The following is a 26069-nucleotide window of genomic DNA, read 5'->3' on the forward strand; positions in this document are numbered from 1 at the left end:
GAAGCACAAGAGCGGCTCCGCCCGCCGGTCAGGGAGACGGGCGGAGCCACTTTGTTCAAGAATGATACAAAGCACCTCCCGGGAAGGCCACCCCTCGCGCCCCCAGCAGGACGTAACCGGACAAACACACCAGGATGGAGGGGTTGGAGAGGGTTCCGGAGGCGAGGAGTTCCGTATGGCCCAAGAAGTGCGCACCCAGCCCGTGAGTCCGGCCCCGGGTGAAGGGCAGAGCCGGCGGACCGTGCTCGTCGCCATCGGCGCACTGCTGCTCGGCATGCTGCTCGCCGCACTCGACCAGACGATCGTCTCCACCGCGCTGCCCACCATCGTCAGCGACCTCGGCGGACTGGAACATCTGTCCTGGGTCGTCACGGCCTATCTGCTGGCGTCGACGGCGGCGACCCCGCTGTGGGGCAAGCTCGGTGACCAGTACGGCCGGAAGAAACTCTTCCAGACCGCCATCGTGATCTTCCTCATCGGCTCCGCACTCTGCGGTCTGTCCCAGAACATGCCCCAGCTCATCGCCTTCCGCGCCCTCCAGGGCCTCGGCGGCGGCGGGCTGATGGTCCTGTCGATGGCGATCGTCGGCGATATCGTCCCGCCCCGTGAACGCGGCCGCTACCAGGGCTTCTTCGGCGTGGTCTTCGGCGCCAGCAGCGTCCTCGGCCCCCTGCTCGGCGGATTCTTCACCGAACACCTCTCCTGGCGCTGGGTCTTCTACATCAATCTGCCCATCGGCGCGGTCGCGCTCGCCGTCATCGCCGCCGTGCTGCACATCCCCTCGCGCCCCACCCGGCACACCATCGACTACCTCGGCACCTTCCTCATCGCCTCCGTCGCCACCTGTCTGGTCCTGGTGGCCTCACTCGGCGGCACCACCTGGGGCTGGGCATCGCCCCAGATCATCGGGCTCGCCGTGCTCGGCGCGGTGCTGCTCGTCGTCTTCATCGGCGTCGAGCGCCGGGCCGCCGAACCGGTGCTCCCGCTTCCCCTCTTCCGTATCCGCACCTTCACCCTCGTCGCCGTCATCAGCTTCATCATCGGCTTCGCGATGTTCGGCGCGATGACCTTCCTGCCGACATTCCTCCAGGTCGTCCAGGGCATCAGCCCCACCGTGTCCGGTATCCATATGCTGCCGATGGTGATCGGCCTGCTCGTCACCTCCACCGTGTCCGGGCACATCGTCAGCTACACCGGCCGCTGGAAGATCTTCCCGATCACCGGCACCGCCATCACCGCCCTCGGGCTTCTGCTGCTCCACCGGCTCACGGAGTCCAGCCCCACCTGGGAGATGAGCCTCTACTTCTTCGTCTTCGGCGCCGGACTCGGCCTGGTCATGCAGGTACTGGTGCTGGTGGTGCAGAACTCGGTCCGTTACGAGGACCTCGGCGTCGCCACCTCGGGCGCCACCTTCTTCCGCTCCATCGGGGCCTCCTTCGGCGTCGCCATCTTCGGCACGATCTTCAGCAACGGACTTCAGGACCGGATCTCCGCCGCGCTGGCGGGCCGGCCGGTCCCGCCGGGCACCGGAGCGGGGGAGCTGGCGGCGGACCCCCACTCCATCTCACGGCTGCCGCCGGCCCTGCGGGAGCCCGTGATCCACGCCTACGCCTCGGCCATCACCAATGTCTTCCTGTATGCCGTGCCCGTCGTGCTCCTGGCGTTCGCCGTCTCCTGGTTCCTCAGGGAGGACCCGCTCCGTGCCTCCGTCACCGCGCCCGACCCCAGCCAGACGCTCGCCTCCAACCCGGTCGAACGCTCGTCCCACGAGGAGGTCGCGCGGGCACTGTCCCTTCTCGGCTCGCGCGAGGGCAGACGCCATGTCTACGAGAAGATCATCGCCCGGGCGGGTTACGACCTGCTGCCCGCGGCCGGCTGGCTCCTGCTGCGCATCCGCCGGCACGGGACGGTGGAACCGGGGCTGCTCGCCGACACCACGCCCGTGCCGCTGCGGGTGATCACGGACGCCGCCGTGCAGCTGGAGACCCGCGGACTCGCCCACCGCGAGGGGGTGCAGCTGGTCCTCACCGAGCCGGGGCTCGACATCGCCGTACATCTCGCCAAGGCCCGGGAGGACTCGCTCGCCGAGCTGCTCGGCGACTGGTGGGGCCCCGACCGGCCGACCGATCTGGTGCAGCTGGTGGAGGAGCTGAACGCGGAGCTGTGCGGATCGGACGAGGAACGCCCGACCGGGCCCGGGCCCCGGCGCGACCACGCGCCCCCGGAACACGGCCGCTGATGACGCGGTGAAGCCGGGTCGCGTCGGGCGAGCCGCAGGACTCGGGCGCGAGGGTTCAGACGGTCATGAACGACGGTCATGACCTCGGGAACTCGGGTTCCGGTCTCACTCCCCTGTCTCACTCCCCGGACTTGGGGCCCGCCGACTGGACGACCTCGAACGACCAGAGCGTGGACCCGGTCGCCGCGGGCTTGGCTGCCTGCTCGCCGCCCTGGGCACCGCCCTGCGGGGCGTGCGCGCCGCGCATGGAACCGGCCATCCACGCCTCGAAGTCGGCCTCGCTGCGCCAGCGGGTGTAGACGAGGTACTGGTCCGTGCCCTCCAGCGGGCGCAGCAGTTCGAACCACTCGAACCCGTCGGAGCTCTCCACGCTTCCCGCGCGTGCGGCGAACCGCTTCTCCAGTACCTCGCGCTGCTCCGCGGGGACCGTCAGAACGTTGATCTTCACCACGCTGGCCACAAGGACATCCTTCGCCTAGGAGGGATCTCGACCGTACCCCCCGACGGAGTCCGCGCTCGGCCCGGGTCACCCGTCCGCCGGACCCGGACCTGGTTCCGGACCCGGCGAATGGACCCGGACTTGGTCCCGGACCCGGACCTGGTCCCGGCGGACGGAACCGGACCCGGACTTGGTCCCGGACCGGCGGACCGGCGCCGGGACCCGGGGAGCGGGGGCGCCCCGGCACACCGGCGGCGGCGTACGCGCAGGGCCGAGGCCACCCCCGCCCCAGCGGCCGGCACGCCGTGTCAGCCGCTGACGTCCAGCGCCGTCCCGTACAGCCGTCCCACCTTCAGCCGGATCACGACACGCCGCTCGGCCACCATCTGCTCCAGGAAGGCTCCCTCGTCGTCGGGCCGGGCGACCTCGGGCACCATCGCCAGCAGCTCGCGCCCGACCGCGTCCCCGGCGACCGACGAGGCGTCGGAGACCTCCGCCTCCCCCTCGGCCACCGCGAAGGACCACACGTCGTCCCCCCTCACATGCAGGGCCGCGCGCGGGTCCCGCCTCAGCTGTCTGACCTTGACCCGCTCGTCGGTGGTGGAGAACCGTACGATCCGGTCCTCGGGGTCCCACCGGTAGATCATCGTCGTCAGATGCGGATGACCGCTGCGCTTGTTGGTGGCGAGCGTCCCGAACATCTGGGAGCCCAGCAGCTCGGACAGGGCGTCGTCGGTCATGGCACGGGGTGCGGGTCCATTGCTCATGCCAGGCCAACTCCCGGAGTGAAGCACAGGTTCCGGAAATTCCGGATCACGTGTCACCGGATGTCCCGGACCCTGGTACCTCAGGAGACCACGCGTGCCAGCAGGAAGCCGTCGTACCCCTTCGAGCCCACGGTCTGCACCGCCGTCGCGTCCAGCCTGGGCTCCCGCGCCACCAGCTCGTACATCTCGCGCGTGCCCCGCACGGAGGGATCGCCGGTGTCCGCGTCCAGAATCGATCCGCCGCGTACGACGTTGTCGACGACGATCAGGCTGCCGGGGCGCGAGAGCTTGAGTGCCCACTGAACGTAGTGCGGGTTGTTCACCTTGTCCGCGTCGATGAAGAACAGGTCGAACGGTCCGGCGCCCGGCTCCGCCGCCAGCATCGGCAGGGTCTGGAGCGCGGGGCCCGTCCGGATCTCCGCGATCGAGTCCAGACCGGCACGCTCCAGATTGATACGGGCGACCTCCGCGTGATCGGGGCTGTACTCCAGTGAGATCAGCCTGCCGGACTCCGGAAGCGCCCTGGCCAGCCAGATGGTGCTGTAACCACCCAGGGTTCCGATCTCCAGCACCGTCCGCGCGCCCATCGTCCGCGCCAGCAGATGCAGGAACTTTCCCTGGTTGGCCGCGACCGCGATCGAGGGCAGCCCGGCCGCGTCACTGTCCGCGAGCGCCTGGGTGAGCGCCTCGTCCGCGGGGGCCAGCAGCCCGGTCACATAGCGGTCGACCGCTTCCCATCGTCTGTGCCACTGGTCCGTTGTCAGCTCCTGAGTCATGGTTCCAACCTATGCCGAGAGATGGCCGGACGCGCCTTTCGCGGGGAGAACCCGCAGGTGCGGGGCGCTCCGTTCTTGTATCTTCCCCGGGATGCCCTCCGCGCGGCCGGGCCGGCGACCACACCGGTCCGTCCCGGGGCGGGCCTGCCGGACATCCGAACAAAACCGGGTGACTGTCAGGCAAAGAGGGGGTTGCCCGAGTCTTTTTGATCGGGCAATGGGAGGCTTCTCCGGGGCAGCGACCGGTCCCGGGGGCCGGAACAACTCGGACATACGGACGTAGGGGAGGCGCGGCGCGACGTGGCGAACGCGGAGCACAGCGTGCGCGGAAGTGTGACGACGGACACGAGGATGGGCGCGGCGAGGGCCGCGCTGTGGCTCGTGGCCGCCGTCCTCGCCGTACGGCAGACGGCGGCGGTTCTGCGCCAGCCACCCGGTGAACGGCTGATGGACCTGGAGACCTGGATCGGCCCCAACGGCGTGCTGCATGTGAACGGCTCGCTGTACGACGCCGACAGGTTCACCGGTACCCCCTTCGCCGGGCTGGTACTCAAACCGCTCACGCGTTCCGCCGAGCAGAGCCTCGGCGTCGCCTGGACCTTCGGCACCCTTCTGCTGGTCGCCGGTATCGGCCTGCTGGTCGCACGCGCCCTGCCGGGGCCCGTATCGCGCCGCAGCCGGCTCCTCGCCGCGCCCATCGCGATCAGCCTGCTGATGCTCTCCCTGCCGGTGCGCAACAGCTTCTACCTCGGCCAGACCAGCATCATCCCGGTACTGCTCGTCCTCCTCGGCTGCTTCGCCGCCCGCGGTGAGCGGGCCTCCGGACTGCTGATCGGCATCGGGGCGGCCCTCCAGCCGACCGTCCTGCTGTTCGCTCCGCTGCTGTGGTTCACCGGGCGCAGACACGCGGCCGTCACCACGGCCGCCACCTTCACCGGCGCCACGGCGCTCGCCTGGGCCGCCATGCCGAGCGACTCCTGGACGTACTGGGTCCACCATGTGGCCGGAGCCGGGCTCGGCAGCCGCCCCGACGGGCTCGCCAACCAGTCGCTCCACGGCGCACTTCTGCGCCTGGGCCTCGAAGGCCCGCTGGAGATCGTGCTCTATCTCTCCCTCGCCGCCGTCGTCGCCTGGTTCGGGCTGCGCCGCGCCATCCGGTACGCGAAGGACGGCCAGCTCCTGCTCGCCGTCGCCGTCACCGGCTGTGTCGCCGTCGCCGTCTCGCCCACCACCTGGCAGCACCAGCTGCTGTGGGTGCTCCTCGCCGTCGTCGGCCGGGTCGGCAAGCGGGCCGCCGACCGCATGCTCTGGCCGGTGCTGGTCGTCCTCACGATGACCCTGCCCAACAAGATGCTGCTGCCGAACATGGAGGTGCTCCACCCCGTACGCGACAACGCCGTGCTCATCGCGGCGCTCGCCGCCGCCTGTGTGGTGCCGTTCCTCTCGCGCACCGCACCGCAGTTCCGGCGCCCCGTGCCGACCGAGTACGCCACACCCGTCGCGTCCCGCTGGAGCCGTATCCCGCTGCTGCCGTTCTGGCGGCGTGCCCTGAGCCGGCCCAATCTGCTGCTCGAACTCCTGGCGATCCGCGTCGGGTACTCCATCTACTCGAAGATCCGCCTGGCCGCGACGTCGAGTACCGCCACGGCCGAGGAGCACGGACGGCAGATCGCCTCCATCGAGCAGGCCCTGGGTATCGACATCGAGCACTGGGTCAACCAGGCCACGGTGAAGGTCCAGTGGCTGGAGGACTTCCTCGGCTTCTACTACACGTCGTTCCACTTCCCGGTGCCGCTGGTGATTCTGGCGATCCTCTACATCCGGCGCCCCACCGAGTACCGCTGGGCCCGCTCCGCCCTCGCCTTCGCCACGCTCCTCGCGCTGGTGGGCTTCTGGCTCTACCCGCTCGCCCCGCCGCGTCTGATGCCGGGCATGGGCTTCGTCGACACCGTCCACGGCACCAAGGACCTCGCCAACCCGGAGTTCGGCGCGATGACCGCCGTCACCAACCAGTACGCGGCGATGCCGTCGCTGCACTTCGGCTGGTCGCTGTGGTGCGGTGTGGTCGTCGTTGTCCTCGCGCCGAAGCTGTGGATGAAGGCGCTGGGCCTGATCCACCCGCTCATCACGCTCTATGTCATCGTCGCCTCCGCCAATCACTGGGTGCTGGACGCGGTGGGCGGCGCGGCCGTCGTCGGTGCGGGCTTCGGCCTGACCTACGTCCTGTCGGGGCGGCGGAAGCTGCTGCCACGGGCGGGTACGGACGGCGGCGACAGCGGTACGGGCAGGGAGTCCGCAACCGGCGGCGATTCGGATACGGCGGATACGGCCACCGTCGGCGGCGCGGGTGCCGTGCCGGCGGCGCGGACATCCGGGGAGCCGGGCCGGGGAGCGCGCACCGGGACGGGTTCCGGGACGAAGACCGTGCCGGGCAGCCGGGAGGAGTCCGCGGTCCCGGCCGCGCCCAAGTAGCCGCCGTAGCGCCCCGGGCGTACAACGGCCCCTGGGGGGTACGGACAGGGACTGCCCGTACCCCCCAGGGGTGGATCGCCGCGTTCAGCCAGGATCCGCCAACTCGCGCGGCTCCGCCACTCGGGAGCGCCGCCGTGCCGAACGATCCGGGATATCACGGGCTTCCGCGCGCGTGATAGCCCCGGGGCCGGGCGCCGGCTCTAGGGTCGCGCCATGACTTCGATACCCGGGTGGTGGGGGCGGCTCACCACGTCGTCCGCGAGTCGGGATCTGGGCATCTCCTGGCGAGAGCCCGGAGAGTGGGAGCCCTCGCGGCGGGACAACGCCGACTCGACCATGCGGACACTGGCCGACTCCGAGCTGGACGAGAGTGTCTCGGGGGGAAAACTGCTTGTGGGAAGCGGCCCCGGAGTCACCACACGACTCTTCGGCGCGGACGTTCCCGTCGAGTGGTACCTCGACCCCTCCGAACAGCCGTCCCGGCTCTGGTGCGCGCTCGGTGACTTCTACGGACCACGGCTGTGGATTCCCGTGGCGCCCGAACCCGCAGCGCTCGCCGAGGTGATCGGGCGGAGCCACCCCAAGCCCGCGCTGCGGCGTACCGACATGCCGCGCTTCACCCGGGGCTTTCTCGGCTTGCGCGGTGACGTGAAGGTGCCGCATATCTACTCTGGTGACCTCGTCGAGATCAACGGCCACGACCTGGACCGCTACTTCACCCTCGTCCAGTACGTGGAGCACGAAGCCTGGGGGAGTTCCCTGCTGGACGACCCTCTGGCCGACGACATCGAGTTCGTGAACCCCCTCGTCATGGCCGCGAGCCTGGCGTCGGACACCTCGCAGGCGCAGTTGCGGGGCCGTATCCCGTCCAAGACCTGGCGCACCCTCCACTCACGCTCCTATCTCTCGTTCGAGATCCAGTCCCAGCACTCCGTCTACGTGTCCGTGCGCTACCGGCCCTCGCCGCCGTCCCATCACCAGGTGGTCGAGAGGATCAACGCCGAGACCTCGAACGACTTCCCGCCCGACCTGCCTCTGGACGTCATCGGGGCGGTGAGCGGGTTCACGTATCACAGCGAGAGGGAGCTGGAGGAGATGCTGAAGGCTCCGGAATCGCCCGGCCAACTGGCTGACGCACTGCGGATCTTCGCGGGGTTCTGGGCCGGTGACCTGCGGCGCAGCAGGCTGCTGGGGGAGTTCGCCGACCACCCGGCGCCCGAGGTGCGGACACGACTCGCCCGGATCGCGTACTGGTACGGATACCGTTGGCTGGCGGACGAACTCGCTCTGACGGAGACCGAACCCTCCGTACGGCTCCAGATGGAGAACATCGCCCTCGGCCAGGTCGACGACCACACCTACAACGCCTTCGACGACTATTACAGCGGCCGTCCGGTCATGATCGACGACACTGGCGCGCCGGTCGAGACCTGGAACGATCTGAACGACGACGCCGACGACGAAGACGACGAAGACGACGAAGACGACGACGCGGGCGTGGACGGGGAGGGGGCATGACCGGCACCGATGACGCAGTGTTCGAGCGGACCCTGCTGCTCGCGGAGGACGCCGACTCGTCCGCGATCAGCGCTCTCGCCGCGGAACGGGGCTGGCCGCTGACGGTCGACAGCGGCTTTCGGTGCGGCGCTCCGACCCACCGGAGCCACGATGCGGGCGACGGCACGCTCGTCCACGAGGTGCAGCAGTCCGACTACGGCGTATCCTCCGTCACCGTCGTCAGCAGGCGGAGCCCGGAGGCGGCGGACGAGATCGCGGCACTGCTGGCGGACGCTTTGGAGACCGTGCCGCTGGAGGCGGTGGTGGACCGGCTGCTCGACGAGAGCACATCCGCGTCCGGTCTGCTGCGGGCCCTCCGTCAGCTCGCGGCCGCGTACACGTTCTCCCTGTCCTACGGCACCGTGGGTCCCGACCCGGATCCCCGGACCGGCGCCGCGGCGGAGCGGCTGTTGAGGCATCCCCACCGTTCGGTGCGGCTGATCACGATAAGCGTCTTCGACGAACTGCGTTCCGCTCTGCCGGTACTGGAGAAGGCGGTGCTGGCGCGGCGGGGCGTCGAGGAGGAACTGGCGGAGGCCGTGGAGATTTTCGCGGCGTCCGCCGGGTGACACCGGGGGTACCACGGGAGTGAACCCGGGGCACCGCGGGAGGGGAGGCGATGGCGCACCCCCTCCCCGGCACGGAGGCGCCGGCCCGAGTCCCGCTCGGAGTGGCCGTCCGGCTGCCGGAACGCTCAGGCGCCCGCGGTGACCTGGAGTTCCTTGATGCCGTTCAGCCAGGCCGAGCGCAGCCGCCGGGGGTCGCCCGCGAGACGCAGATCCGGGAGGGCGTCGGCTATCGCGTTGAACATCAGATCGATCTCCATCACCGCGAGTGACTTGCCCAGGCAGAAGTGCGGGCCCCCGCCCCCGAAGCCGAGGTGCGGATTCGGGTCCCGGGTGATGTCGAAGACCTCGGGGGAGTCGAAGACTTCGGGATCGTTGTTGGCGGAGGAGTAGAACAGCCCGACCCGGTCCCCCTTCTTGATCTCCTGCCCGCCGAGTACCAGATCCTCGGTCGCGGTCCGCTGGAAGGAGACGATGGGCGAGGCCCAGCGCACGATCTCCTCGGCGGCCGTCTCCGGGCGCTCGCGTTTGTACAGCTCCCACTGCTCGGGGTGGGTGAGGAAGGCGTGCATCCCGTGCGTGATGGCGTTACGGGTCGTCTCGTTGCCCGCGACCGCCAGCAGGATGACGAAGAACCCGAACTCGTCCGACGACAGATTGCCCGAACCCTCCGCCGCCACCAGCTTGGTGACGATGTCCTGGGCCGGGCACTGCTTGCGGGCGGCGGCGAGGTTCATCGAGTACGCCATGAACTCCATGGTCGCCTCGACGCCCGCCTCCTCGGTAATCGCGAACTCGGGATCGTCGTACGAGGCCATGGTGTTGGACCACTCGAAGATCCTGGCCCGGTCCTCCTGGGGGACCCCGATCAGCTCGGCGATGGCCTGGAGCGGGAGTTCGACGGCGATGTTCGACACGAAGTCGAAGGAACCTCCGGCGCGTGAGCGCTCGACGGCCGCGGCCACGATCTTGTGCGCGCGGTCCCGGAGCGCGGTCTGGAGGGAGTTGACCGAGCGAGGGGTGAAACCCCGCTGCACGATCTGCCGTACGCGGGTGTGCTCCGGCGGGTCCATGTTCAGCATGATCAGCCGCTGGACGTCGATCTGGTCCCGCTTGATGGACTCGTTGAAACGGATCACGGCGGTGTTCGTCCAGGAGGAGAACAGCTCGGGGTGCGTGGAGACGTACTTGACGTCGGCGTGCCGGGTCACGGCCCAGTAGCCCTCGTCGTCGAAGCCGGAGACACCGCGCCGCTGGGCGCACCACGCCACCGGTGCGGTCCTTCTCATCAGGGCGAACTCGGGGTGCGGCACCCGGGTTCGCAGCAGATCGGGATCGGTGAAGTCGAATCCTTCGGGCAGGTGGGGGCAGGACATCGGCAACTCCAGGTCCGGCGGCGGTGTCAAGGTCTCTGGGTGCGGCTGGGTGACACGAGTATCTCTGACGACCCATCAGAAGTTGACCGAAAGCTAATAACGAGTTCTACAAGTAGCAAGGGGTGTGGCGGCATCTGTTGCGCACCGTGCACGCAGTAAGGACGTGCAAGACCCTTGCGTACCGAAGGTAACTCTCATAAGACTGGCAGTGGAACTAGAACGCGTACTAGTTCTCGCGCTGGGTGCCGGGACACCCGCGCAGTTGAGGAGAGGACGAGCCATGGCCGCCGAACCCGTCATCGTCGAAGCCGTACGCACTCCGATCGGCAAGCGCCAGGGCGCGCTCGCCAATCTTCATCCCGCCTACCTTCTGGGCGAGACCTACCGTGAACTGCTGGGCCGTACGGGCATCCAGCCCGACTGCGTCGAACAGATCGTCGGCGGTACGGTCACCCATGCCGGCGAGCAGTCCATGAACCCCGCGCGCAACGCCTGGCTCGCGGTGGGGCTTCCGTACGAGACGGCCGCGACCACGGTGGACTGCCAGTGCGGGTCCTCGCAGCAAGCCTCGCACATGGTCGCGAACATGATCTCCGCCGGTGTCATCGACATCGGCATCAGCTGCGGTGTGGAGGCGATGTCCCGGGTGCCGCTGGGCAGCGGCTCCAAGCACGGGCCCGGAAAGCCGTTCCCCGACGAGTGGAACGTCGATCTGCCCAACCAGTTCGAGGCGGCGGAGCGCATCGCCCGCCATCGCGGGCTGTCCCGGGAACGGGTCGACTCGCTCGGGCTCCTGTCCCAGGAGCGGGCCGCGATCGCCTGGGCCGAGGAGCGCTTCAAACGCGAGACCTTCGCCGTACAGGTCCCGACGACGGAGGACGAGCAGGCGGCGGGCCAGGGCATGTGGCGGCTCGTCGACCGGGACGAGGGGCTCCGGGACACCAGTATGGAGGCGCTGGGCAGGCTGAAGCCCGTACTGCCGACCGCCCTGCACACCGCGGGCACCTCCTCGCAGATCTCCGACGGCGCGGCCGCGATCATGTGGGCGTCGAAGCGGATGGCCCGGGCGCTGAAGCTCAAGCCCCGTGCGCGGATCGTCGCCCAGGCCCTGGTCGGCGCGGACCCGCGCTTCCATCTGGACGGCCCGATCGACGCGACCCGGACGGTGCTGGGGAAAGCGGGGATGTCCCTCAAGGACATCGACCTCGTCGAGATCAACGAGGCGTTCGCCTCCGTGGTGCTGAGCTGGGCGCAGGTCTTCGAGCAGGACCTGGAGAAGGTGAATGTGAACGGCGGCGCGATCGCCCTGGGCCACCCCGTCGGAGCCACCGGGGCGCGGCTGATCACCACGGCCCTGCATGAACTGGAGCGCCTCGACAAGGAGTTCGCCCTGGTGACGATGTGCGCGGGCGGGGCGCTGGCGACGGCGACGATTCTCCAGCGCCTGTAACGGGGTGCAGGGGGGCGCCGGACGGGCGCGGCGGGCATCCGTGGGCGGTTGTCTCGTCCGCATCCCCGTCGGAGGAAGGACGGGGGTCCGGGCGGCGGGGTGGGCTGAGCGTTTGTAGTGAACGTTCTATTCAAACGGTTTCTCTCGTCGGTCGGCTCCACCGGAGGTGCGGACGCCCGGCCGGTGGAAGCCGCCCGACCTCCCCGGAGCATCGCCGCTCCGGGGAGGTCGGGCGCCTCGATCGCCGTGCGGGGCCGGAGTGCCCGGGCGATCGGGAGTCCGGTCAGCTCGTGGACCCTTCCGGCCGTTCGTCGCGCCGCCAGAAGGTCGGCCGCCACCAGTAGAGCACCGTCAGGTCGTCGGGCCATGGTGTATTGCTGCCCGGGCCCTCGAAGGAGTCCCGGGTGAGGTCGACGGGCCGCCAGCCCGGATCCAGCGGTTCGTCGCTCTTCGGCGGCCTCACCTTGCTCCGGAAGCGTTCTTCCATGGCGCCGAACCGCTCGTAGTTCCGCTGCGCCTCCACCAGCGAGACGCCATTGGGCCCGAAGGGCATCTCCGGCTTGCGCAGCTGGCTCAGATCGTCCTCCCAGAAGCAGACGGAGCAGATCTCGTACTGCCCCATCTCGCCGAACATCTGGTGCCCGCAGCAGGGGCAGGGGAACCAGCCCTCCGGGGGCGGGGCCACGTAGTTCACCGGTTCCGGGAGGGGTTCTCCCCGTGCGTCCGCCGCTTCCAGAGCTGCCAGCTCGGCGAGTTCGGCACGTATCGTTTCGTCTGCGTTGTCCACCGGAGGATCGTATTCCACCCGATTGGCGCTGGGCAGGCCATTTATGAGCGGTGGGCGGCACGGCCCTCGCCGCGGTCCTGCCGCCCGGAGCCGTGAAGCGGAGGCGCGGCAGGCGAGGGCTCGGGGCCTACCCGGTATGCCGTGCCGGCTCCCAGGGGTCGTGGGCGCTGAAGACGCTGATCTCGTCCCCGTGCAGCCGGACGAGTGCGCGCAGGCGGGCGTGGTTGCCCAGGCGCAGGGGCCGGTCCACTTCGGTGATCTGCCGAAGGACGTCCATCACAGGGACCGGTGCCAGCCCTTCAGGGCGAGACGGTCCAGGGCGGTGAGCAGTCTCGTGTGTTGCGGGGTGCCCGGCTGCGCCCAGGGGCGCCACGATGCCTTGATGTGCGCGAACAGTGCCTCGTCGTCCAGCATCACGGTCAGGGAGAGGGGCGGCGGTCCGCCGAGGCCGGGTGCCGGGCCCGAGACCCAGAAGTCTCCCTCGTGGCTGACGGCCGTGACCTCGGTGCGGTCCGGGTCGAGTCCGTCGGTGAGGATTCCCCGGGGCGGCGGGCGCCCGGGATCGGCGGGACCGAGCCATGCCGAGCCGTACCAGCACGCCAACTGGTCGAGGACGATCACGGCATTGTCGTCCGGCGGGGTCTGGCACAGCGTCCCGGCCAGCCAGGCGCGCAGGGGCTCTCCCGTGGTATCCCGGGCGCTGGTGCACGGAGCGGCGCCGGAGGCGAACCCGCTCCGGTCGGCGGAAGCGATCGCGCCCGGGTCGTAGGCGGGGCCGCCGGTTCTCCGGAAGTGGAACAGGTCTACCGGGGGACCGTCGCCCCGCAGGAACTCCGGTGTCTCCCGGTCGCGGCAGCCCAGGGAGAGCAGCGGCACACTGGGCCGGAAGACCGCCCGCATACCGTCGAGCACCTCCAGCGCGGCCAGGCTGTTGACGGCGGCCGTACCCTCCGGGCCGTCCCAGGAGATGTCCCGCACCAACGTGACCCTGAAAGGCTCCCGGAGGTACTCGAAGGAGTAGTCCATCGGGCCGTCCTCCCTCTCTTCCCCGGTGACTTCCCTCGCTTCCCCGGCACCCGGTGAAGTGCGGGCCAACGTCACCGGCGTTGAGCCCGGCCGCCAGTATGCAGGACAGGGGTTTGCCAAGGGCTGTCCCTTAGCGGACCGCCTGGTCCCGGTGCGCCTCTTTCCTCAGTTCGGTGGCTCCCGGTGCCTCGAACGCGACCGGTGCCTCGAACGCGGCCCGCCGGGTCGCCCGTCGCAGCGCCTTGAGTACGGTCGGGCCGAGGGTGACGGTCAGGACGATGGTGATCACCGCCCGGCCGAGGTCCCAACCGAGCGAAGTCGCCACGACGTACGCCAGGAAACGGGTCAGATTCTCGTGCAGCGGGTCGCCGGGATGGAAGGAGATCCCGGACGCGCCGCCGAGCAGGTACGTCCACCCCTGGAGGTTCATGACCGTGCCGTACGCGAAGGCCGCGACCGCGCCGTACAGCGTCAGCATCAGCACCTCCGCCCGGCCCCGCATCCGCTCCGGGCCCGGCAGCAGACCCGCGCCCATGGTGAACCAGCCCATCGACAGCATCTGGAACGGCATCCACGGACCGACCCCGCCCGTGAGCAGCGCGGAGGCGAACATCGTGATCGAGCCGAGGACGAAGCCGAAGCCGGGCCCCAGCACCCGGCCGCTCAGCACCATCAGGAAGAACATGGGCTCCAGCCCGGCGGTGCCCGCGCCGAGCGGGCGCAGCGCCGCCCCCACGGCGGCGAGGACCCCGAGCATCGCGACCGGTTTGGCGCCCAGCCCGGTATCGGCGATCGTCGCCACGACGACGGCCACCAGCAGGGGGAGCAGCAGGGCGAAGAGCCAGGGGGCGTCCCCGGAATGGGCGAGGCCGGAGTTCTCCGCGGCCAGCAGGGGCCAGCCGAAGGCGACCACCCCGACCGCCGTGACCAGCACGAGCGCCGCCGTGGAACGCGGTCCCAGCCGGATCGGCCGCGCGGCCCCGCCCGACGGAAGGCCGTCGCCTCCGACGACCTGCTCGGACCCGGTGGCCGGGAGCCGTCCGGGGTCTTCCGCCGGCACGGGCTCGGTGGCCGGGGCCCGTCCGGAGTCTTCCGCTCGCTCGGGCCCGATGGCCGGGACCTTCCCGGACTCCTCGGCCGACCCGGACCCGGGCCCGTTCACAGCGCGTCCCCGACCTGTGCGACGGTCAGCCAGCGCCCGGGCGCGAGGATCTTGGCGACCTGGGGCGCGAACGCGGGAGAGGACATGACGACCTCGGGCGTCGGACCGTCCGCGACGACCTCGCCGTCCGCGAGGATCACCACCCGGTGCGCGAGTTCGGCCGCCAGCTCCACATCGTGCGTGGCCAGCACGATGGCGTGCCCGTCGGCCGCGAGCCCCCTCAGCACCCCCACCAGCCGGGCCTTCGCCGCGTAGTCCAGACCCCGCGTCGGCTCGTCGAGCAGCAGCAGCGGGGGCCGGGCGGTGAGCACGATCGCCAGGGCCAGCGCCAGCCGCTGCCCCTCGGACAGATCGCGGGGATGCGTCTCGTCCCGTACGCCCGGAAGCAACTCGCCGACCAGGGCCCGGCAGGAACCGGGTTCGGCCCCCGCGTCAGCGTCGGCCGCGGCGCACTCGGCGGCCACGGTGTCCGCGAACAGCAGATCCCGTGGCTCCTGCGGTACGAGACCGACCTGGCGGATCAGTTCCCGGGGATGCGCACGGTGGGGTGTCAGCCCGCCGGCGGAGACCGTGCCGGAGGTCGGCCGGACCATGCCGACCACCGCGGACAGCAGGGTGGACTTGCCCGCTCCGTTACGGCCCATCAGCGCCACGGTCTCCCCGGCGGCCACCGTCAGTCCGATCCCGCGGAGCGCGTCGACCCGCCCCCGCCGGACCGCGAGCCGGTCGACGCTCAGCAGCGGATCCCCGGCCGGCCGGGCGGGCGGGACGGGCGGGACGGGCGGCTCGGGCAGCCGTTCGCGCAGGCCGGAGGCCCGCCGCCGGGCGTCCCGTACCGACAGCGGCAGCGGATCCCAGCCGGCCAGCCGTCCCAGCGCCACCACCGGCGGGTGTACGGGGGAGAGGGCCATGATCCCGGCGGGATCGCCCATCACGGGGGCCTCACCGGGGGCGGGCAGCAGGATCACCTGGTCCGCGTACTGGACGACCCGCTCCAGCCGGTGCTCGGCCAGCAGGACCGTCGTACCGAGATCGTGCACCAGCCGTTGCAGGACGGCCAGTACCTCCTCGGCCGCGCCCGGGTCCAGGGCGGACGTGGGCTCGTCGAGGACGAGCACCTTGGGGTGCGTGGTGAGCACCGAGCCGATCGCGACCCGCTGCTGCTGACCGCCGGACAGGGTCGCGATGGGCCGGTCGCGCAGCTCCGCCATCCCCAGCAGATCGAGCGTCTCCTCCACGCGTCGGCGCATCACCGCCGGTGCGAGGCCCAGCGACTCCATGCCGTAGGCGAGTTCGTCCTCGACCGTGTCGGTGACGAAGTGGGCGAGGGGGTCCTGGCCCACCGTGCCGACCACATCGGCGAGTTCACGGGGCTTGTGGGTCCTGGTGTCCCGGCCGTCGACCGTCACCCGCCCCCGCAGGGTGCCGCCGGTGAAGTGCGGCACGAGTCCGGAGACGGTACCGAGCAGAGTCGACTTGCCGACTCCCGACGGGCCCACCAGCAGCACCAGTTCTCCCTCGGGGACGGTGAGGTCGACTCCCCGGACCGTCGGGCGGGCGCCCGCACCGGTCCGCGCACCGCCGGACCGGTCATAGGTGACCGACACGTTCTCGAAGCGGATCACGGGGCCTCCTTGGAAGGGCCGGCGGCACGGGGTGGCGGCAGGGGCGCGACGAACGCCGGGAGCAGCCCGACGAGGACCGAGAGCGCGGGCCACAGGGGCAGCTCGGGAGCGGTCAGCGGTACGACCCCGGGGGCGAGGGCGGTGGGGTCATGAGCGCCCGCCCGGATCATCAGCGCGGCGACCGCCGCACCGGACCCGGCGACCAGCCAGGAACGCGGGCCGAAGCGGTCCGGGCGGTACCGGGTGCGCACGGTGCGGCGCCCGCCCAGCCGCAGCCCCGCGAGAGCCGCGGCGAGTCCGGCGGCGAGGACCGGCACCCCGTACCCGGCGCCCTCGGAGGCCAGCAGGGCGTACGAACCGGCGCACACCCCGAGCAGCCCGCCGAGGGTGAGCGCGGTCGTGGTGTGCCGTACGGCGGGCGGGACCTCGGCGCTGCGGCCGTAGCCGCGGGCGTCCATCGACGCGGCGACGGCGACCGAGCGCTCCAGCGCGCCCTCCAGCACCGGCAGTCCGATCTGCGCGATCGCCCTGATCCCGCCCGTGGACCGGCCGCGCAGCCGGCGGGCGGTCCGCAGCCGGGCCACATCGGCGACCATGTTCGGCGCGAAGGTCATCGCGACGACGACGGCGACCCCGGCCTCGTACAGCGCCCCGGGCAGGGACTTCAGGAGCCGGGCCGGGTTGGCGAGGGCGTTGGCCGCGCCGACGCAGATGAGCAGCGCGGCGAGCTTCGCGCCCTCGTACAGGGCGAAGACCACCTGCTCCGCGTAGACCCTCCCGCCGATCCTGATGCCCTTGGCCCAGTCGGGGAGGGGGACCTCGGGAAGGTCGAAGAGCAGATGCGTACCGGGGATCGGCGAGCCGAGCACCATCGCGAACAGCGCGCGCACGGCGAGGACGATCAGCCCGAGCTTCACGAAAGCGGTGTACGAACGGGCCCAGGGCGCGTCGGTCCGGCGGGCCGCCACCACATATCCGGCGACGCCGACGATCAGGCCGAGAAGGAGGGGATTGGTCGTCCGGGACGCGGCGACGGCCAGCCCGAGGGCCCACAGCCACCAGGCGCCCGCGTGGAGGGCGTTGGAGCGGTCAGCCTCGGGCGCCCGGAACCGCGAGCGGGCGCGCGGGGGCCGCCCTGTGGCGCGGCGGGGCGCGGGCTCTCCGGGCGCGGGGGCGTCGGCCGGGACCGGCGGACGGCCCGGCTGTCCGGGCTCTCCGGGCGGGGGAGCGGGGCGCTGCCGCCCGGCTGTCCCGGGAGGCGGGAGCGCAGGGTCCGGGCCCGGAGCGGAACGGGATGTCATCGGTCGCGGCGGCGGCGGGACTGCCAGACGGTGGCCGCGCCCAGGGAGAGGAGCACCGCGGCACCCGCGACGACACCCACCGACGGGCCGCCGTCGTCCGCGCCGTCCGAACTTGCGCCGGAGCCGTCGGAGCCGGAGCTCCTCGCGGTGGTGGTGAGCGGGCCGGGCGCGTCGGTGGCGGTGGGGCGCGGGCCCGAGACCTGTTCGCCGCAGCCCGACACGGGATAGCCGGTGATCGCGCACAGCAGCGCCTCGTTGTTGTAGCGCAGCGGCTTGGCCACCAGCGCCAGGGCCTCGGCGGTCGTCGCGTCCTCGGGGACCCGGGCGCAGGCGCCCCGCGCCGCGGGCGGAGTCTCCCCGGCGGGGGCGTCGGCGGCGGTGCCGGGGTCGATGACCAGGGCGACGCGCTTCTGACCGGCCTTCGGGGGCGTACCGTCGCAGATCGCGCCGAAGTCCGGGGCGGTACGGGGCCGGGCCGAGTCGGAGCTGTCCTCGCTGACGGCGAACCGGAAGCCGTTCACCGAACCGTCCGCCGGGCGGGCCACGGCCGGGCCCTCGGTGGCGTAACGCCAGGTCGTGCCGTCGGCCTGCCAGAACGACCAGTAGCGGTAGCCCGCGGCCTGCGCCGGGCCCGCGCCCAGCACGGTCAGCCCGACCCCGAGGACGAGCAGCAGGGGGAGCAGACGTGAGTACCGGGGGCTGCGGGGGAGCGGTCGCGGGTGCCGCCGGGTGCGGGCCGGGGCGTGGGGGAGCAGCGGCGCGCGACGCGGGGAGCGGGCCGGGCCCAGAGGGAGCGGGCGTGAGTGCCGGGGGGTGCGGGGGAGCGGTCGCGGGTGCCGCCGGGTGCGGGGCAGGGCCTGGGCGAGCAGCCGCGTACGCCGCCGGGCGCGGGTCACGGCCCGGGGAAGCAGCCGTGCGTACCGCCGGGCGCGGGTCACGGCTGGGACTTGCGGCGGCCGCTGAGCAGGATGCCCGCGCCGACGCTCGCCGCGAAGAACGCGCCGACGATCCACCAGACACCGACCCCGGAGTCGTCCTTCTTCCCGTCCTGCTCCCGCTGCTCCTTCTCCCGTGCCGTGTCCGTCACGACCGTCCGCGGGGCCGGGCCCGTCGCGCCCAGGGCCGCCACCAGATCGGTGCCGCCGAAGTCCTTCGGGTCCGTGCCCGTCGCATGGGCCGCGAAGATCAGCTGCGCGTACGCCGCCGGGCCGGACTCCTTCGCCCAGGCCGCCGCGTTCTGCTTCAGCCAGCCGAGGGGCTTGCCGGCCTGCTCGGTCAGGCCCTGCGCGGCCAGGGCGACGACAGCGTCGGCGGTGTTCCCGACGTCGGGCTTGGCGGTGGTGTCGGCGGCGCCCGGCATCGGCGGCGCGTTGAGATGGCCGGTCGCGGCGAGGGCGCTCGTGAGATAGGCGCCGCCGTTGTGGGCGGCGCCCTCGACCGTGGTCGCGGGCTTGCAGGCGGCGCCACCCGCGTCCTTCGCGCCCGCCGTCACCACCAGGCCCTTCCCGTGCGCGCCGATCACCGCGGCGGCGGTGGAGTCGGCGACGACACCGGGCTGCTTCGGCTGGAAGACGAACGCGCCGCCGTCCTTGCCGCCACAGGGCCGCGCGAAGGTCAGCAGGGCGTCGTACGGCGACTTCCCGCCCTTCGACACGACGGCGTCCGGCTTCTCGCCCGCCGCGGCGAGCGCGCCGATCACGACGGAGGTGGAGTTCGCGTCGCTGGCCCCGCCCGGGTTGTAGCCCCAGCCGCCGTCCGTGTTCTGTACGGACTTCAGCCAGGCCACCGACTTCTTCACCGCCGGGTCCTGCCCGCCGAGCGCGGCGAGGGCCTGCACCGCGGCGGCCGTGGCATTGGAGTCAAGCGGCAGCTTGGCGTCGCAGGGACCGGTCACGTCCGCGCGGTACGAGGGGAACGCGCCGCTGTCGCACTGCTGGCCGACCAGCCAGTCCACCGCCTTCACGGCGGGCAGCACACCGACCGTGTCCTGCGCGAGCAGGGCCAGGGACTGGCGCCAGACGCCGTCGTACGCCGGGTCGCTCGTCCCGTACAGACCCGACGGCGTGGCGGCCGGCGGCGGGGGGCTCGTCGCCGCGAAGGCGGCCGGTACGGACGCGGGGAGGACGGCCGCGGTCAGCACGGCGGATGCGGCGAGCACGGCGGCGCGGCGGCGGGCGGTGGTCATGACGGGCGGTGCCTTCCCTGCGGTGGCCGGGCACGGGCACGGTCAGGCGCCAGGGCTCCGGACCGTATTCCTCGACGGTGCCGGTCACCGGCGGCTGCCGGTGGCACGAGCCGGTCACGTCCCCGTCCAGGGCATTCCGACTCGCCGCCGGGTGGGCGGCTCACGGCTGCGGGTCAGCGCCGGATTCGCACCGGCTTCCCCCTGTACAGGTGTGAAACGACCCGCTCACTCTACCGGCCGGTGTTTCCGTGGGTGAGGGCGCGTTCCGCCAGGCTCTCCCACCCACACCAGCGGCCGGTTCCGGGCTCCTCCGGCCTCGGACGCCCGGGACCTGTGCGCTGGGCCGCTCCCTTCGCGCAAGTTCCGGGGGCTCACACCGGGCACACCGACCCGGCCCCAACCCCGGGACCGTCCTCAACCACCGGGCCCGGCACCATGCAGCCGGGCTGGACGGGCTGGAAGCACCCACCCCGGGACCCCTCGTCGAAGGCCGGGCTGGCACAATCCAGTCGGGCCAGAGGGGTGGGAAGCACCCGCCCCGGGACCCCTCGTCGAACACCCGGCTGGCACAAGCCAGCCTCGCTGGACGGGCTGGAAGCACCCACCCCGAGATCCCTCGTCGACCACCGGGGCCGGCACAATCCAGCCCCGCTGGACGGGTGCGAAGCACGCGGCCCGAGGCCTCTTGTCGAACACCCGGCTGGCACCATGCAGCCGCGCTCAAAGCACCTGCCCTGGGGCCTCTTCGCCGAAGGCCGGGCTGGCACAATCCAGCCGGGCTGGACGGTTGGGAAGCACGCGGCCCGAGGCTCTTCGTCAAAAGCCGGGCCCGGCACAATGCAGCCGCGATGGAAAGGCTGGAAACACCCACCCCGGGACCCCTCGTCAAAAGCCGGGCCCGGCACAATCCAGCCCCGCCGGACTAGCTGGAAACACGCGGCCCGAGGCCTCTTCGCCGAAGGCCGGGCTGGCACAATCCAGCCGGGCTGGACGGTTGGGAAGCACGCGGCCCGAGGCCCTTCGCCGAACACCGGGCCCGGCACAATCCGGCTGCTGGGCGGGTTGGAAGCACCTGCCCCGAGGTCCCTTCGTCGACCACCGGCCCGGCACAATCCAGCCCCGCCGGACGGGCTGGAAGCACCCGCCCCGGGACCCCTCGTCAAACGCCGGGCCAGCACAAACCAGCCCCGCCGGCGATTGAGGCGCGGGGTCCGGGGCAGAGCCCCGCAAGCAACCCCGGACCCCGGACGGCACGGGTTCCGCCGGGCGCCGCCCGCGCCACCCGGCGGCCCTGGGCGGCCGGCCCGCCCGCCCCCAGGGCAGGACCCGGAAGCGCCGGACCGGGCTCACGAATCAGCACGCTCACTCGCGCGCCGGACCGGGCTCACGAATCAGCACGCTCACTCGCGCGCCGGACCGGGCTCACGGATCAGCACGCTCACTCGCGCGCCGGACCGGGCTCACGGATCAGCACGCTCACTCGCGCGCCGGACCGGCACGCTCACCCGCCCCCGGGCCCACCCGGGCCCACCCGCGCCCGCGGGCCAAGGCCCCGTCCGCCCCGCCAGGTGGCCGGCTTCGTTCACACGGCCACAAACCTCGTCGGGCGCCCCTGAAGCGCCTCGGCCAAACCCAGTTTCACCAGCCTGCGGATATGGGCCTCGGCCTCGGAGACGGCGATATTGCGGGAGTCGTAGGGGATCAGTTCCCAGGGGCGGTTCCACTCCATGCGCTCGGCGAGCTGCCAGGGCGTGAGGGGCTCCGCCAGGAGGGCGAGCAGGCCGTCGAGGCGTTCCTGATGGTGCCGCAGCAACTCGCGGACCCGTTCCCCGGCCGTGGTGAACGCGTACTGGTGCGCGGGCAGCACCTCCGCCGCACCGAGGCGGCCGATGCGTTCGAGGGAGTCGAGATAGTCGCCGAGGGGGTCGGCGGCGCTCTCGTCGGCGGGGTCCTCGTAGAGGCCGATGTGCGGACTGATCCCCGGCAGCAGATGGTCGCCGGAGAAGAGCCTGCCGCGGCCGGGCAGCTTCGCGGGGTGGTCCTCCTCCAGATGCAGGCACACATGGCCGGGCGTGTGCCCCGGCGTCCAGATCGCGCGGAGCCGGCGCCCCGCCAGGCCGAGCAGTTCCCCGGGGACGATCTCCCGGTCGGGCAGGGCCGCGCGCAGCCCGGGCAGCGTCCGCATCCGCCCCGAGGCACGCGCCTCCAGCAAGGGAGCCGTGTGCTCCTCGGGTGCGCCCGCGCGGCTGAGTTTCTCGGCCAGAAAGTCCAGCCAGACGGCGGGTTCGGACGCCCGGGTGCGGCGTACGACGTCCGTATCGGCGGCGTGCATCGCGATCCACGCGCCGGACGCCTCACGGACCTGGCCGGAGAGCCCGTGGTGATCGGGGTGGTGGTGGGTGATGACCACTCCGTGGATGTCGGCGACGGACACCCCGAGGGTGCCGAGCCCGTCGGTGAGGGTGGACCAGGACGTGGGGTCGTCCCAGCCGGTGTCGACGAGGACCGGCCCCCGGTCGGTGTCGAGGAGATGGACGAGGGTGTGGCCGAGGGGGTTGTCCGGGATCGGCACCTTGATGGACCAGACGCCTCCGCCGTGGTCGGTCACCTGCGTCATGACGCCCTCCTCTCTTCTCGTTCGGCCGGTCGCCCCGCTGACTCGTGACAACACGGCAGTGCTCACTATAACGAGAACTGATGAACTGTCAGATGCGGAGACGGGATACCCGAGGGGGGCGCTCCGGCCGGCTCGGAAGCGGTCGCCGCAGGCCGTCGTCGAACGTCTTCGGCGGCCCGGACGGCCACCTCCGGGAGCACCGGCCTACAGATACGAGCCACCCGAGTCGATCGGGCCTATCGACGTACGGCGCCGGCGAAGCCGCTCCGACGTAAGCTCCCAGGACAGGACGTCTCCCACGCCGTATGCCTCCGCCGCAAGGGCGTTGATACGAATTTCCAGTCCGCGCACATGCCGGCCCAGCTCCGCCATGTCGCGAGCCCCCTTCCGGCTCCATGCCAGCGCGAAGAGCACCACGCCGAAGGCCGCGTACAGGTGCGGTTTGCCGAAGGAGAATCCGCCCGCGGCGGTGAGGATCACGGCGCCCACGCCGGCGGCTGCGACGATCTGCACGCGTTCGGTCACGCGCTGCGTGATCTCGGCGCGCAATGCCCGGTACTCCTCCAGGAGGAGCTGGATGACTTCCGCCTCTTTGCCTGTTGTGCCGGGGGTCTGACCCTCTGTTGTCATCTTTTCACCATGTCAGAGGCGGGTGTGGGTCGCCAGGGCCGGTGCCGGGGGCCGGAGAAGTGGACCCGGCGGAACGGAGGGCGCGTACGGGCGGGGCATCCGGGGGCTGTTCGGTGCCGGGGCCTGGCTTAGTTCAACTAGAACTGGTATCAGTTCTGAGGCAGTGTCAGGTACGGCCCGGCGCAGGAGGCACCAGCCATGACCGAGGTTGTGGAACACGGAAAGCTGTTCATCGGCGGGGAGTGGGGCGACCCTCTCGGCACCGAGACCATCGAGGTCGTGTCGCCCCACACCGAGCAGGTCATAGGACGGGTCCCGGGCGCCTCCCGGGCCGATGTGGACCGCGCGGTGGCCGCCGCGCGCACGGCCTTCGACGAGGGGCCCTGGCCTCGGATGACGCTCGACGAGCGCATCGAGGTGGTCGGCAGGATCAAGGACGCGATCGCGGTACGGCACGAGGAGCTGGCCCGCTCGATCAGCGCGCAGAACGGCTCCCCGTACTCGTGGAGCGTGCTGGCGCAGGCGCTCGGCGCGATGATGGTGTGGGACTCGGCCATCACGGTCGCCCGGGGCTTCGCGCACGAGGAGCGGCGGGCGGGGGTGCTCGGGCCGATCCTCGTGCGGCGGGAGCCGGTCGGTGTGGTCGCGGCCGTGGTGCCGTGGAACGTGCCCCAGTTCACGGCCGCCGCCAAGCTCGGACCCGCGCTGCTCGCAGGCTGCACGGTGGTCCTCAAACCGTCGCCGGAGACACCTCTCGACGCCTGTCTTCTCGCCGATATGGCGCGGGAGGCGGGGCTGCCGGAGGGGGTGCTGTCGATCCTGCCCGCCGGACGCGAGGTCAGCGAGTATCTGGTCGGGCACCCGGATGTGGACAAGGTGTCGTTCACGGGCTCGGTCGCGGCGGGCAGGCGGGTCATGGAGGTCGCCTCCCGCCATCTCACCCGGGTCACCCTGGAGCTGGGCGGCAAGTCGGCCGCGGTGATCCTGCCGGACGCGGACCTGGAGACCACGATCGCCGGGATCGTGCCCGCGGCCTGGATGAACAACGGTCAGGCGTGTGTGGCCCAGACGAGGATCCTCGCCCCCCGCGGCCGGTACGACGAGATCGCGGAGGCCCTGGCGGCTGCGGCCTCCGCGCTGGTGGTCGGCGACCCGCTGGACGCGGCCACCCAGGTCGGCCCGCTGGTCGCCCGGCGCCAGCAGCAGCGCTCGTTCGACTACATCGCGATCGGGCAGGAGGAGGGCGCCAAGGTTCTCGCCGGCGGCGGTCGCCCGGACGGCCTGGAGCAGGGCTGGTACGTCGAGCCGACGCTCTTCGGGGATGTCGACAACTCGATGCGCATCGCCCGTGAGGAGATCTTCGGGCCGGTGATCTGTCTGCTGCCCTACGGGGACGAGCGCGAGGCCGCGAGGATCGCGAACGACTCCGAGTACGGGCTCAGCGGCAGCGTCTGGACCGGGGACGTGGAGCACGGCATCGACTTCGCGCGCCGTGTCAGGACGGGGACGTACAACGTCAACACGTTCAGCCTGGACATGCTCGGACCGTTCGGCGGCTACAAGAACTCCGGTGTCGGGCGGGAGTTCGGGCCCGAGGGGTACGGGGAGTATCTGGAGCACAAGATGATCCATCTGCCCGCCGGATACGGAGGCAACTGATGGGGGACCGCTGGCTGATCGAGGTCGACCGGGGGCTCTGTATCGGCTCCGGTATGTGTGTCGGGCACGCGCCGGGCGGGTTCCGGCTGGACTCGGCCCGCCAGTCGAGGCCCCTGGATCCCGAGGCGGACGCGAGCGAGGTGGTGCTGGCGGCGGCGGAGAACTGTCCCGTGGAGGCGATCACGCTCACGCTGCTGGGGAGCGGGGAGCCGGTGTTCCCGCCGGAGGAGTGAACGCCGGGCGCGGGTCGGGGCATTGTCCGGCGGACGGCCGCGCGAGGGCGCGACTGTCCGGGGTGCTCCGGTCGGACGATACGCGGGTCGGAGGGTACACCGGTCGGAGAGCAAGCGGGTCGGACGATACGCCGGTATCGGAGAGTACTCGGGTCGGGCGGTACGCGGGGCGGACGATAACCCGGTCATTCGGAGAAGTCGTCCGTACACGAGGTGCGGCGGCCCACCCGGGACGCCGCCCGCCGAAGGTCCGGCCGCCGGGGCCGCCGCCCCGAACCCCCGGGCCCGGCGGCGCACCCGGGAGCCGCCTCCTCCGGCGCCGCGGCCGCGGGCCCGGGTCCTCAGGAGGCGGTGGGGCCGGAGCGCGGGCGCGCGGGGCGGGGGTCCGGGGAGGTCAGATCGATCAGCCGGCAGACCGTCTCGATGTCGATCTTCACCTGGGCGATCGACGCCCGGCCGGAGAGCCAGGTGATCAGGGCGGAGTGCCAGGTGTGCTCGATCACCCGGACCGCCGAGAGCTGTTCGGGCGTCGGGTTCTCCTGGCCCATGGCGTCCAGGATGATCGCCGTGGTCTGCCGGGAGACCGTGTCCACCTCGGGGCTGACGCTGCGGTCGGCGAAGGTCAGCGCGCGGACCATCGCGTCCGCGAGATGCGGCTCGCGCTGGAGCGCGCGGAACGCCCGCATCAGCGTCTCGGCGACCCGGTCCGCGGCGCTCTCCCCGCCCGGGGGCCGTTTGCGGAGGGTGGTGTGCATGTGCTGGAGCTGGTCCTGCATGGTGGCGACCAGGAGGTGGATCTTGGACGGGAAGTACCGGTACAGGGTCCCGAGGGCGACACCGGCGGCCTCGGCGACCTCACGCATCTGCACCGCGTCGAAGCCGCCCCGGCCGGCCAACTGCGCGCTGGCGTGCAGAATGCGCCGTCGGCGGGCCTCCTGGCGTTCCGTCAGGGGCGGTGACGACCCTGGTCCGGAGGGCTTGGCTTCCGCTGTCATGGCTCCCGTTCCACTGCTGCGCTCCGTCCTCGTACCGCTGCTCCGTACTTCTGCCGACCGCACAGCATGGCAGGGGGGCCGTCGTGGCGCGAATCACCTGATCCGGCCCTTACGGCCGCGCTACCAGCCGGTAGATTCGAAGCCTCTTGAACGATGAAGTCTGAAACTTGTTCTAGATTAGCGCGAGCGGTTACGCTCCGGCGAAAA

Annotated in this window: 22 protein-coding genes and 1 riboswitch; of the genes, 7 read left to right on the forward strand and 15 right to left on the reverse strand. The window is 71.7% G+C overall.

Going from position 1 to position 26069, the window contains the following annotated elements; translation table 11 throughout:
* Nucleotides 1-175: 175 nt before the first annotated feature.
* Entirely contained in the window at nt 176-2239 is a 2064-nt protein-coding gene (locus ACIBCM_RS00930; RefSeq protein ID WP_399238712.1) for a DHA2 family efflux MFS transporter permease subunit, read from the forward strand.
* A gap of 118 nt (nt 2240-2357) precedes the next feature.
* Here ACIBCM_RS00930 and ACIBCM_RS00935 read toward each other — a convergent pair whose 3' ends face one another.
* The 3 genes from ACIBCM_RS00935 to ACIBCM_RS00945 form a co-directional block, all read right to left on the reverse strand.
* Nucleotides 2358-2699: an antibiotic biosynthesis monooxygenase family protein gene (locus ACIBCM_RS00935; protein WP_399238714.1), complete on the reverse strand. Its 342-nt coding sequence runs from the start codon at nt 2697-2699 to the stop codon at nt 2358-2360.
* A 287-nt stretch (nt 2700-2986) separates the two neighbouring features.
* Nucleotides 2987-3445 carry a TIGR03618 family F420-dependent PPOX class oxidoreductase gene (locus ACIBCM_RS00940; protein WP_399238717.1) on the reverse strand — a complete coding sequence of 153 codons (459 nt, stop codon included), beginning with the start codon at nt 3443-3445 and terminating at the stop codon, nt 2987-2989.
* Between the two features lie 80 nt (nt 3446-3525).
* Entirely contained in the window at nt 3526-4221 is a 696-nt protein-coding gene (locus ACIBCM_RS00945) for an O-methyltransferase (protein ID WP_399238719.1), read from the reverse strand.
* Between the two features lie 300 nt (nt 4222-4521).
* Here ACIBCM_RS00945 and ACIBCM_RS00950 point away from each other — a divergent pair, with 300 nt between their 5' ends.
* From ACIBCM_RS00950 to ACIBCM_RS00960, 3 genes are all read left to right on the forward strand, one after another.
* On the forward strand, nt 4522-6693 hold the full coding sequence (locus ACIBCM_RS00950) for a bifunctional glycosyltransferase 87/phosphatase PAP2 family protein (protein ID WP_399238721.1): 2172 nt from the start codon (nt 4522-4524) through the stop codon (nt 6691-6693).
* Nucleotides 6694-6906: 213 nt separating this feature from the next.
* A complete protein-coding gene (locus ACIBCM_RS00955; protein WP_399238723.1) occupies nt 6907-8211 on the forward strand; it encodes a hypothetical protein in 1305 nt (434 codons plus the stop codon).
* Nucleotides 8208-8819, forward strand: coding sequence for a hypothetical protein (locus ACIBCM_RS00960; protein WP_399238725.1), 612 nt, complete (start codon nt 8208-8210; stop codon nt 8817-8819). The genes ACIBCM_RS00955 and ACIBCM_RS00960 overlap by 4 nt, the downstream gene beginning before the upstream one ends.
* A gap of 125 nt (nt 8820-8944) precedes the next feature.
* On the opposite strand, the gene ACIBCM_RS00965 is transcribed toward ACIBCM_RS00960, so the two are convergent.
* Entirely contained in the window at nt 8945-10192 is a 1248-nt protein-coding gene (locus ACIBCM_RS00965) for a cytochrome P450 (protein WP_399238727.1), read from the reverse strand.
* Nucleotides 10193-10472: 280 nt separating this feature from the next.
* Between ACIBCM_RS00965 and ACIBCM_RS00970 the strand changes: the two genes are divergently transcribed.
* Nucleotides 10473-11642: a steroid 3-ketoacyl-CoA thiolase gene (locus ACIBCM_RS00970; protein ID WP_399238729.1), complete on the forward strand. Its 1170-nt coding sequence runs from the start codon at nt 10473-10475 to the stop codon at nt 11640-11642.
* A 283-nt stretch (nt 11643-11925) separates the two neighbouring features.
* On the opposite strand, the gene ACIBCM_RS00975 is transcribed toward ACIBCM_RS00970, so the two are convergent.
* The 10 genes from ACIBCM_RS00975 to ACIBCM_RS01020 form a co-directional block, all read right to left on the reverse strand.
* On the reverse strand, nt 11926-12429 hold the full coding sequence (locus tag ACIBCM_RS00975) for a CPCC family cysteine-rich protein (RefSeq protein WP_399238731.1): 504 nt from the start codon (nt 12427-12429) through the stop codon (nt 11926-11928).
* Nucleotides 12430-12556: 127 nt separating this feature from the next.
* A complete protein-coding gene (locus ACIBCM_RS00980) occupies nt 12557-12706 on the reverse strand; it encodes a hypothetical protein (protein WP_399238733.1) in 150 nt (49 codons plus the stop codon).
* Nucleotides 12706-13455, reverse strand: coding sequence for a hypothetical protein (locus ACIBCM_RS00985; RefSeq protein WP_399238735.1), 750 nt, complete (start codon nt 13453-13455; stop codon nt 12706-12708). The genes ACIBCM_RS00980 and ACIBCM_RS00985 overlap by 1 nt, the downstream gene beginning before the upstream one ends.
* A gap of 130 nt (nt 13456-13585) precedes the next feature.
* Entirely contained in the window at nt 13586-14422 is an 837-nt protein-coding gene (locus tag ACIBCM_RS00990) for an ECF transporter S component (RefSeq protein WP_399239781.1), read from the reverse strand.
* Nucleotides 14423-14613: 191 nt separating this feature from the next.
* Nucleotides 14614-16242, reverse strand: a complete 1629-nt coding sequence (locus tag ACIBCM_RS00995) for an ABC transporter ATP-binding protein (RefSeq protein ID WP_399238737.1) — start codon at nt 16240-16242, stop codon at nt 14614-14616.
* Nucleotides 16239-17543, reverse strand: a complete 1305-nt coding sequence (locus tag ACIBCM_RS01000; RefSeq protein ID WP_399238739.1) for an energy-coupling factor transporter transmembrane component T — start codon at nt 17541-17543, stop codon at nt 16239-16241. Before ACIBCM_RS01000 ends, ACIBCM_RS00995 begins: the two co-directional genes overlap by 4 nt.
* Entirely contained in the window at nt 17540-18226 is a 687-nt protein-coding gene (locus tag ACIBCM_RS01005) for an SCO2322 family protein (protein WP_399239783.1), read from the reverse strand. Before ACIBCM_RS01005 ends, ACIBCM_RS01000 begins: the two co-directional genes overlap by 4 nt.
* 251 nt (nt 18227-18477) lie before the next feature.
* Nucleotides 18478-19728, reverse strand: coding sequence for a prenyltransferase/squalene oxidase repeat-containing protein (locus ACIBCM_RS01010; RefSeq protein WP_399238740.1), 1251 nt, complete (start codon nt 19726-19728; stop codon nt 18478-18480).
* Nucleotides 19729-19836: 108 nt separating this feature from the next.
* Nucleotides 19837-19962, reverse strand: a riboswitch (cobalamin riboswitch).
* Nucleotides 19963-21310: 1348 nt separating this feature from the next.
* The gene (locus ACIBCM_RS01015; protein WP_399238742.1) at nt 21311-22345 is read right to left on the reverse strand and encodes an MBL fold metallo-hydrolase; all 1035 of its coding nucleotides are present in this window, start codon (nt 22343-22345) and stop codon (nt 21311-21313) included.
* A 204-nt stretch (nt 22346-22549) separates the two neighbouring features.
* Nucleotides 22550-22975, reverse strand: coding sequence for a hypothetical protein (locus ACIBCM_RS01020; RefSeq protein ID WP_399238744.1), 426 nt, complete (start codon nt 22973-22975; stop codon nt 22550-22552).
* A gap of 198 nt (nt 22976-23173) precedes the next feature.
* Here ACIBCM_RS01020 and ACIBCM_RS01025 point away from each other — a divergent pair, with 198 nt between their 5' ends.
* Entirely contained in the window at nt 23174-24634 is a 1461-nt protein-coding gene (locus tag ACIBCM_RS01025) for an aldehyde dehydrogenase (RefSeq protein ID WP_399238746.1), read from the forward strand.
* Nucleotides 24634-24867 carry a ferredoxin gene (locus tag ACIBCM_RS01030; RefSeq protein WP_399238748.1) on the forward strand — a complete coding sequence of 78 codons (234 nt, stop codon included), beginning with the start codon at nt 24634-24636 and terminating at the stop codon, nt 24865-24867. The genes ACIBCM_RS01025 and ACIBCM_RS01030 overlap by 1 nt, the downstream gene beginning before the upstream one ends.
* 341 nt (nt 24868-25208) lie before the next feature.
* On the opposite strand, the gene ACIBCM_RS01035 is transcribed toward ACIBCM_RS01030, so the two are convergent.
* Nucleotides 25209-25862 (reverse strand): TetR family transcriptional regulator, encoded by a 654-nt coding sequence (locus ACIBCM_RS01035; RefSeq protein ID WP_399238750.1) that lies wholly within the window; start codon nt 25860-25862, stop codon nt 25209-25211.
* Between the last annotated feature and the right edge of the window lie 207 nt (nt 25863-26069).

The organism is Streptomyces sp. NPDC051018 (genome assembly GCF_044456085.1).
In the GTDB taxonomy this organism is placed as follows: Bacteria; Actinomycetota; Actinomycetes; order Streptomycetales; family Streptomycetaceae; genus Streptomyces.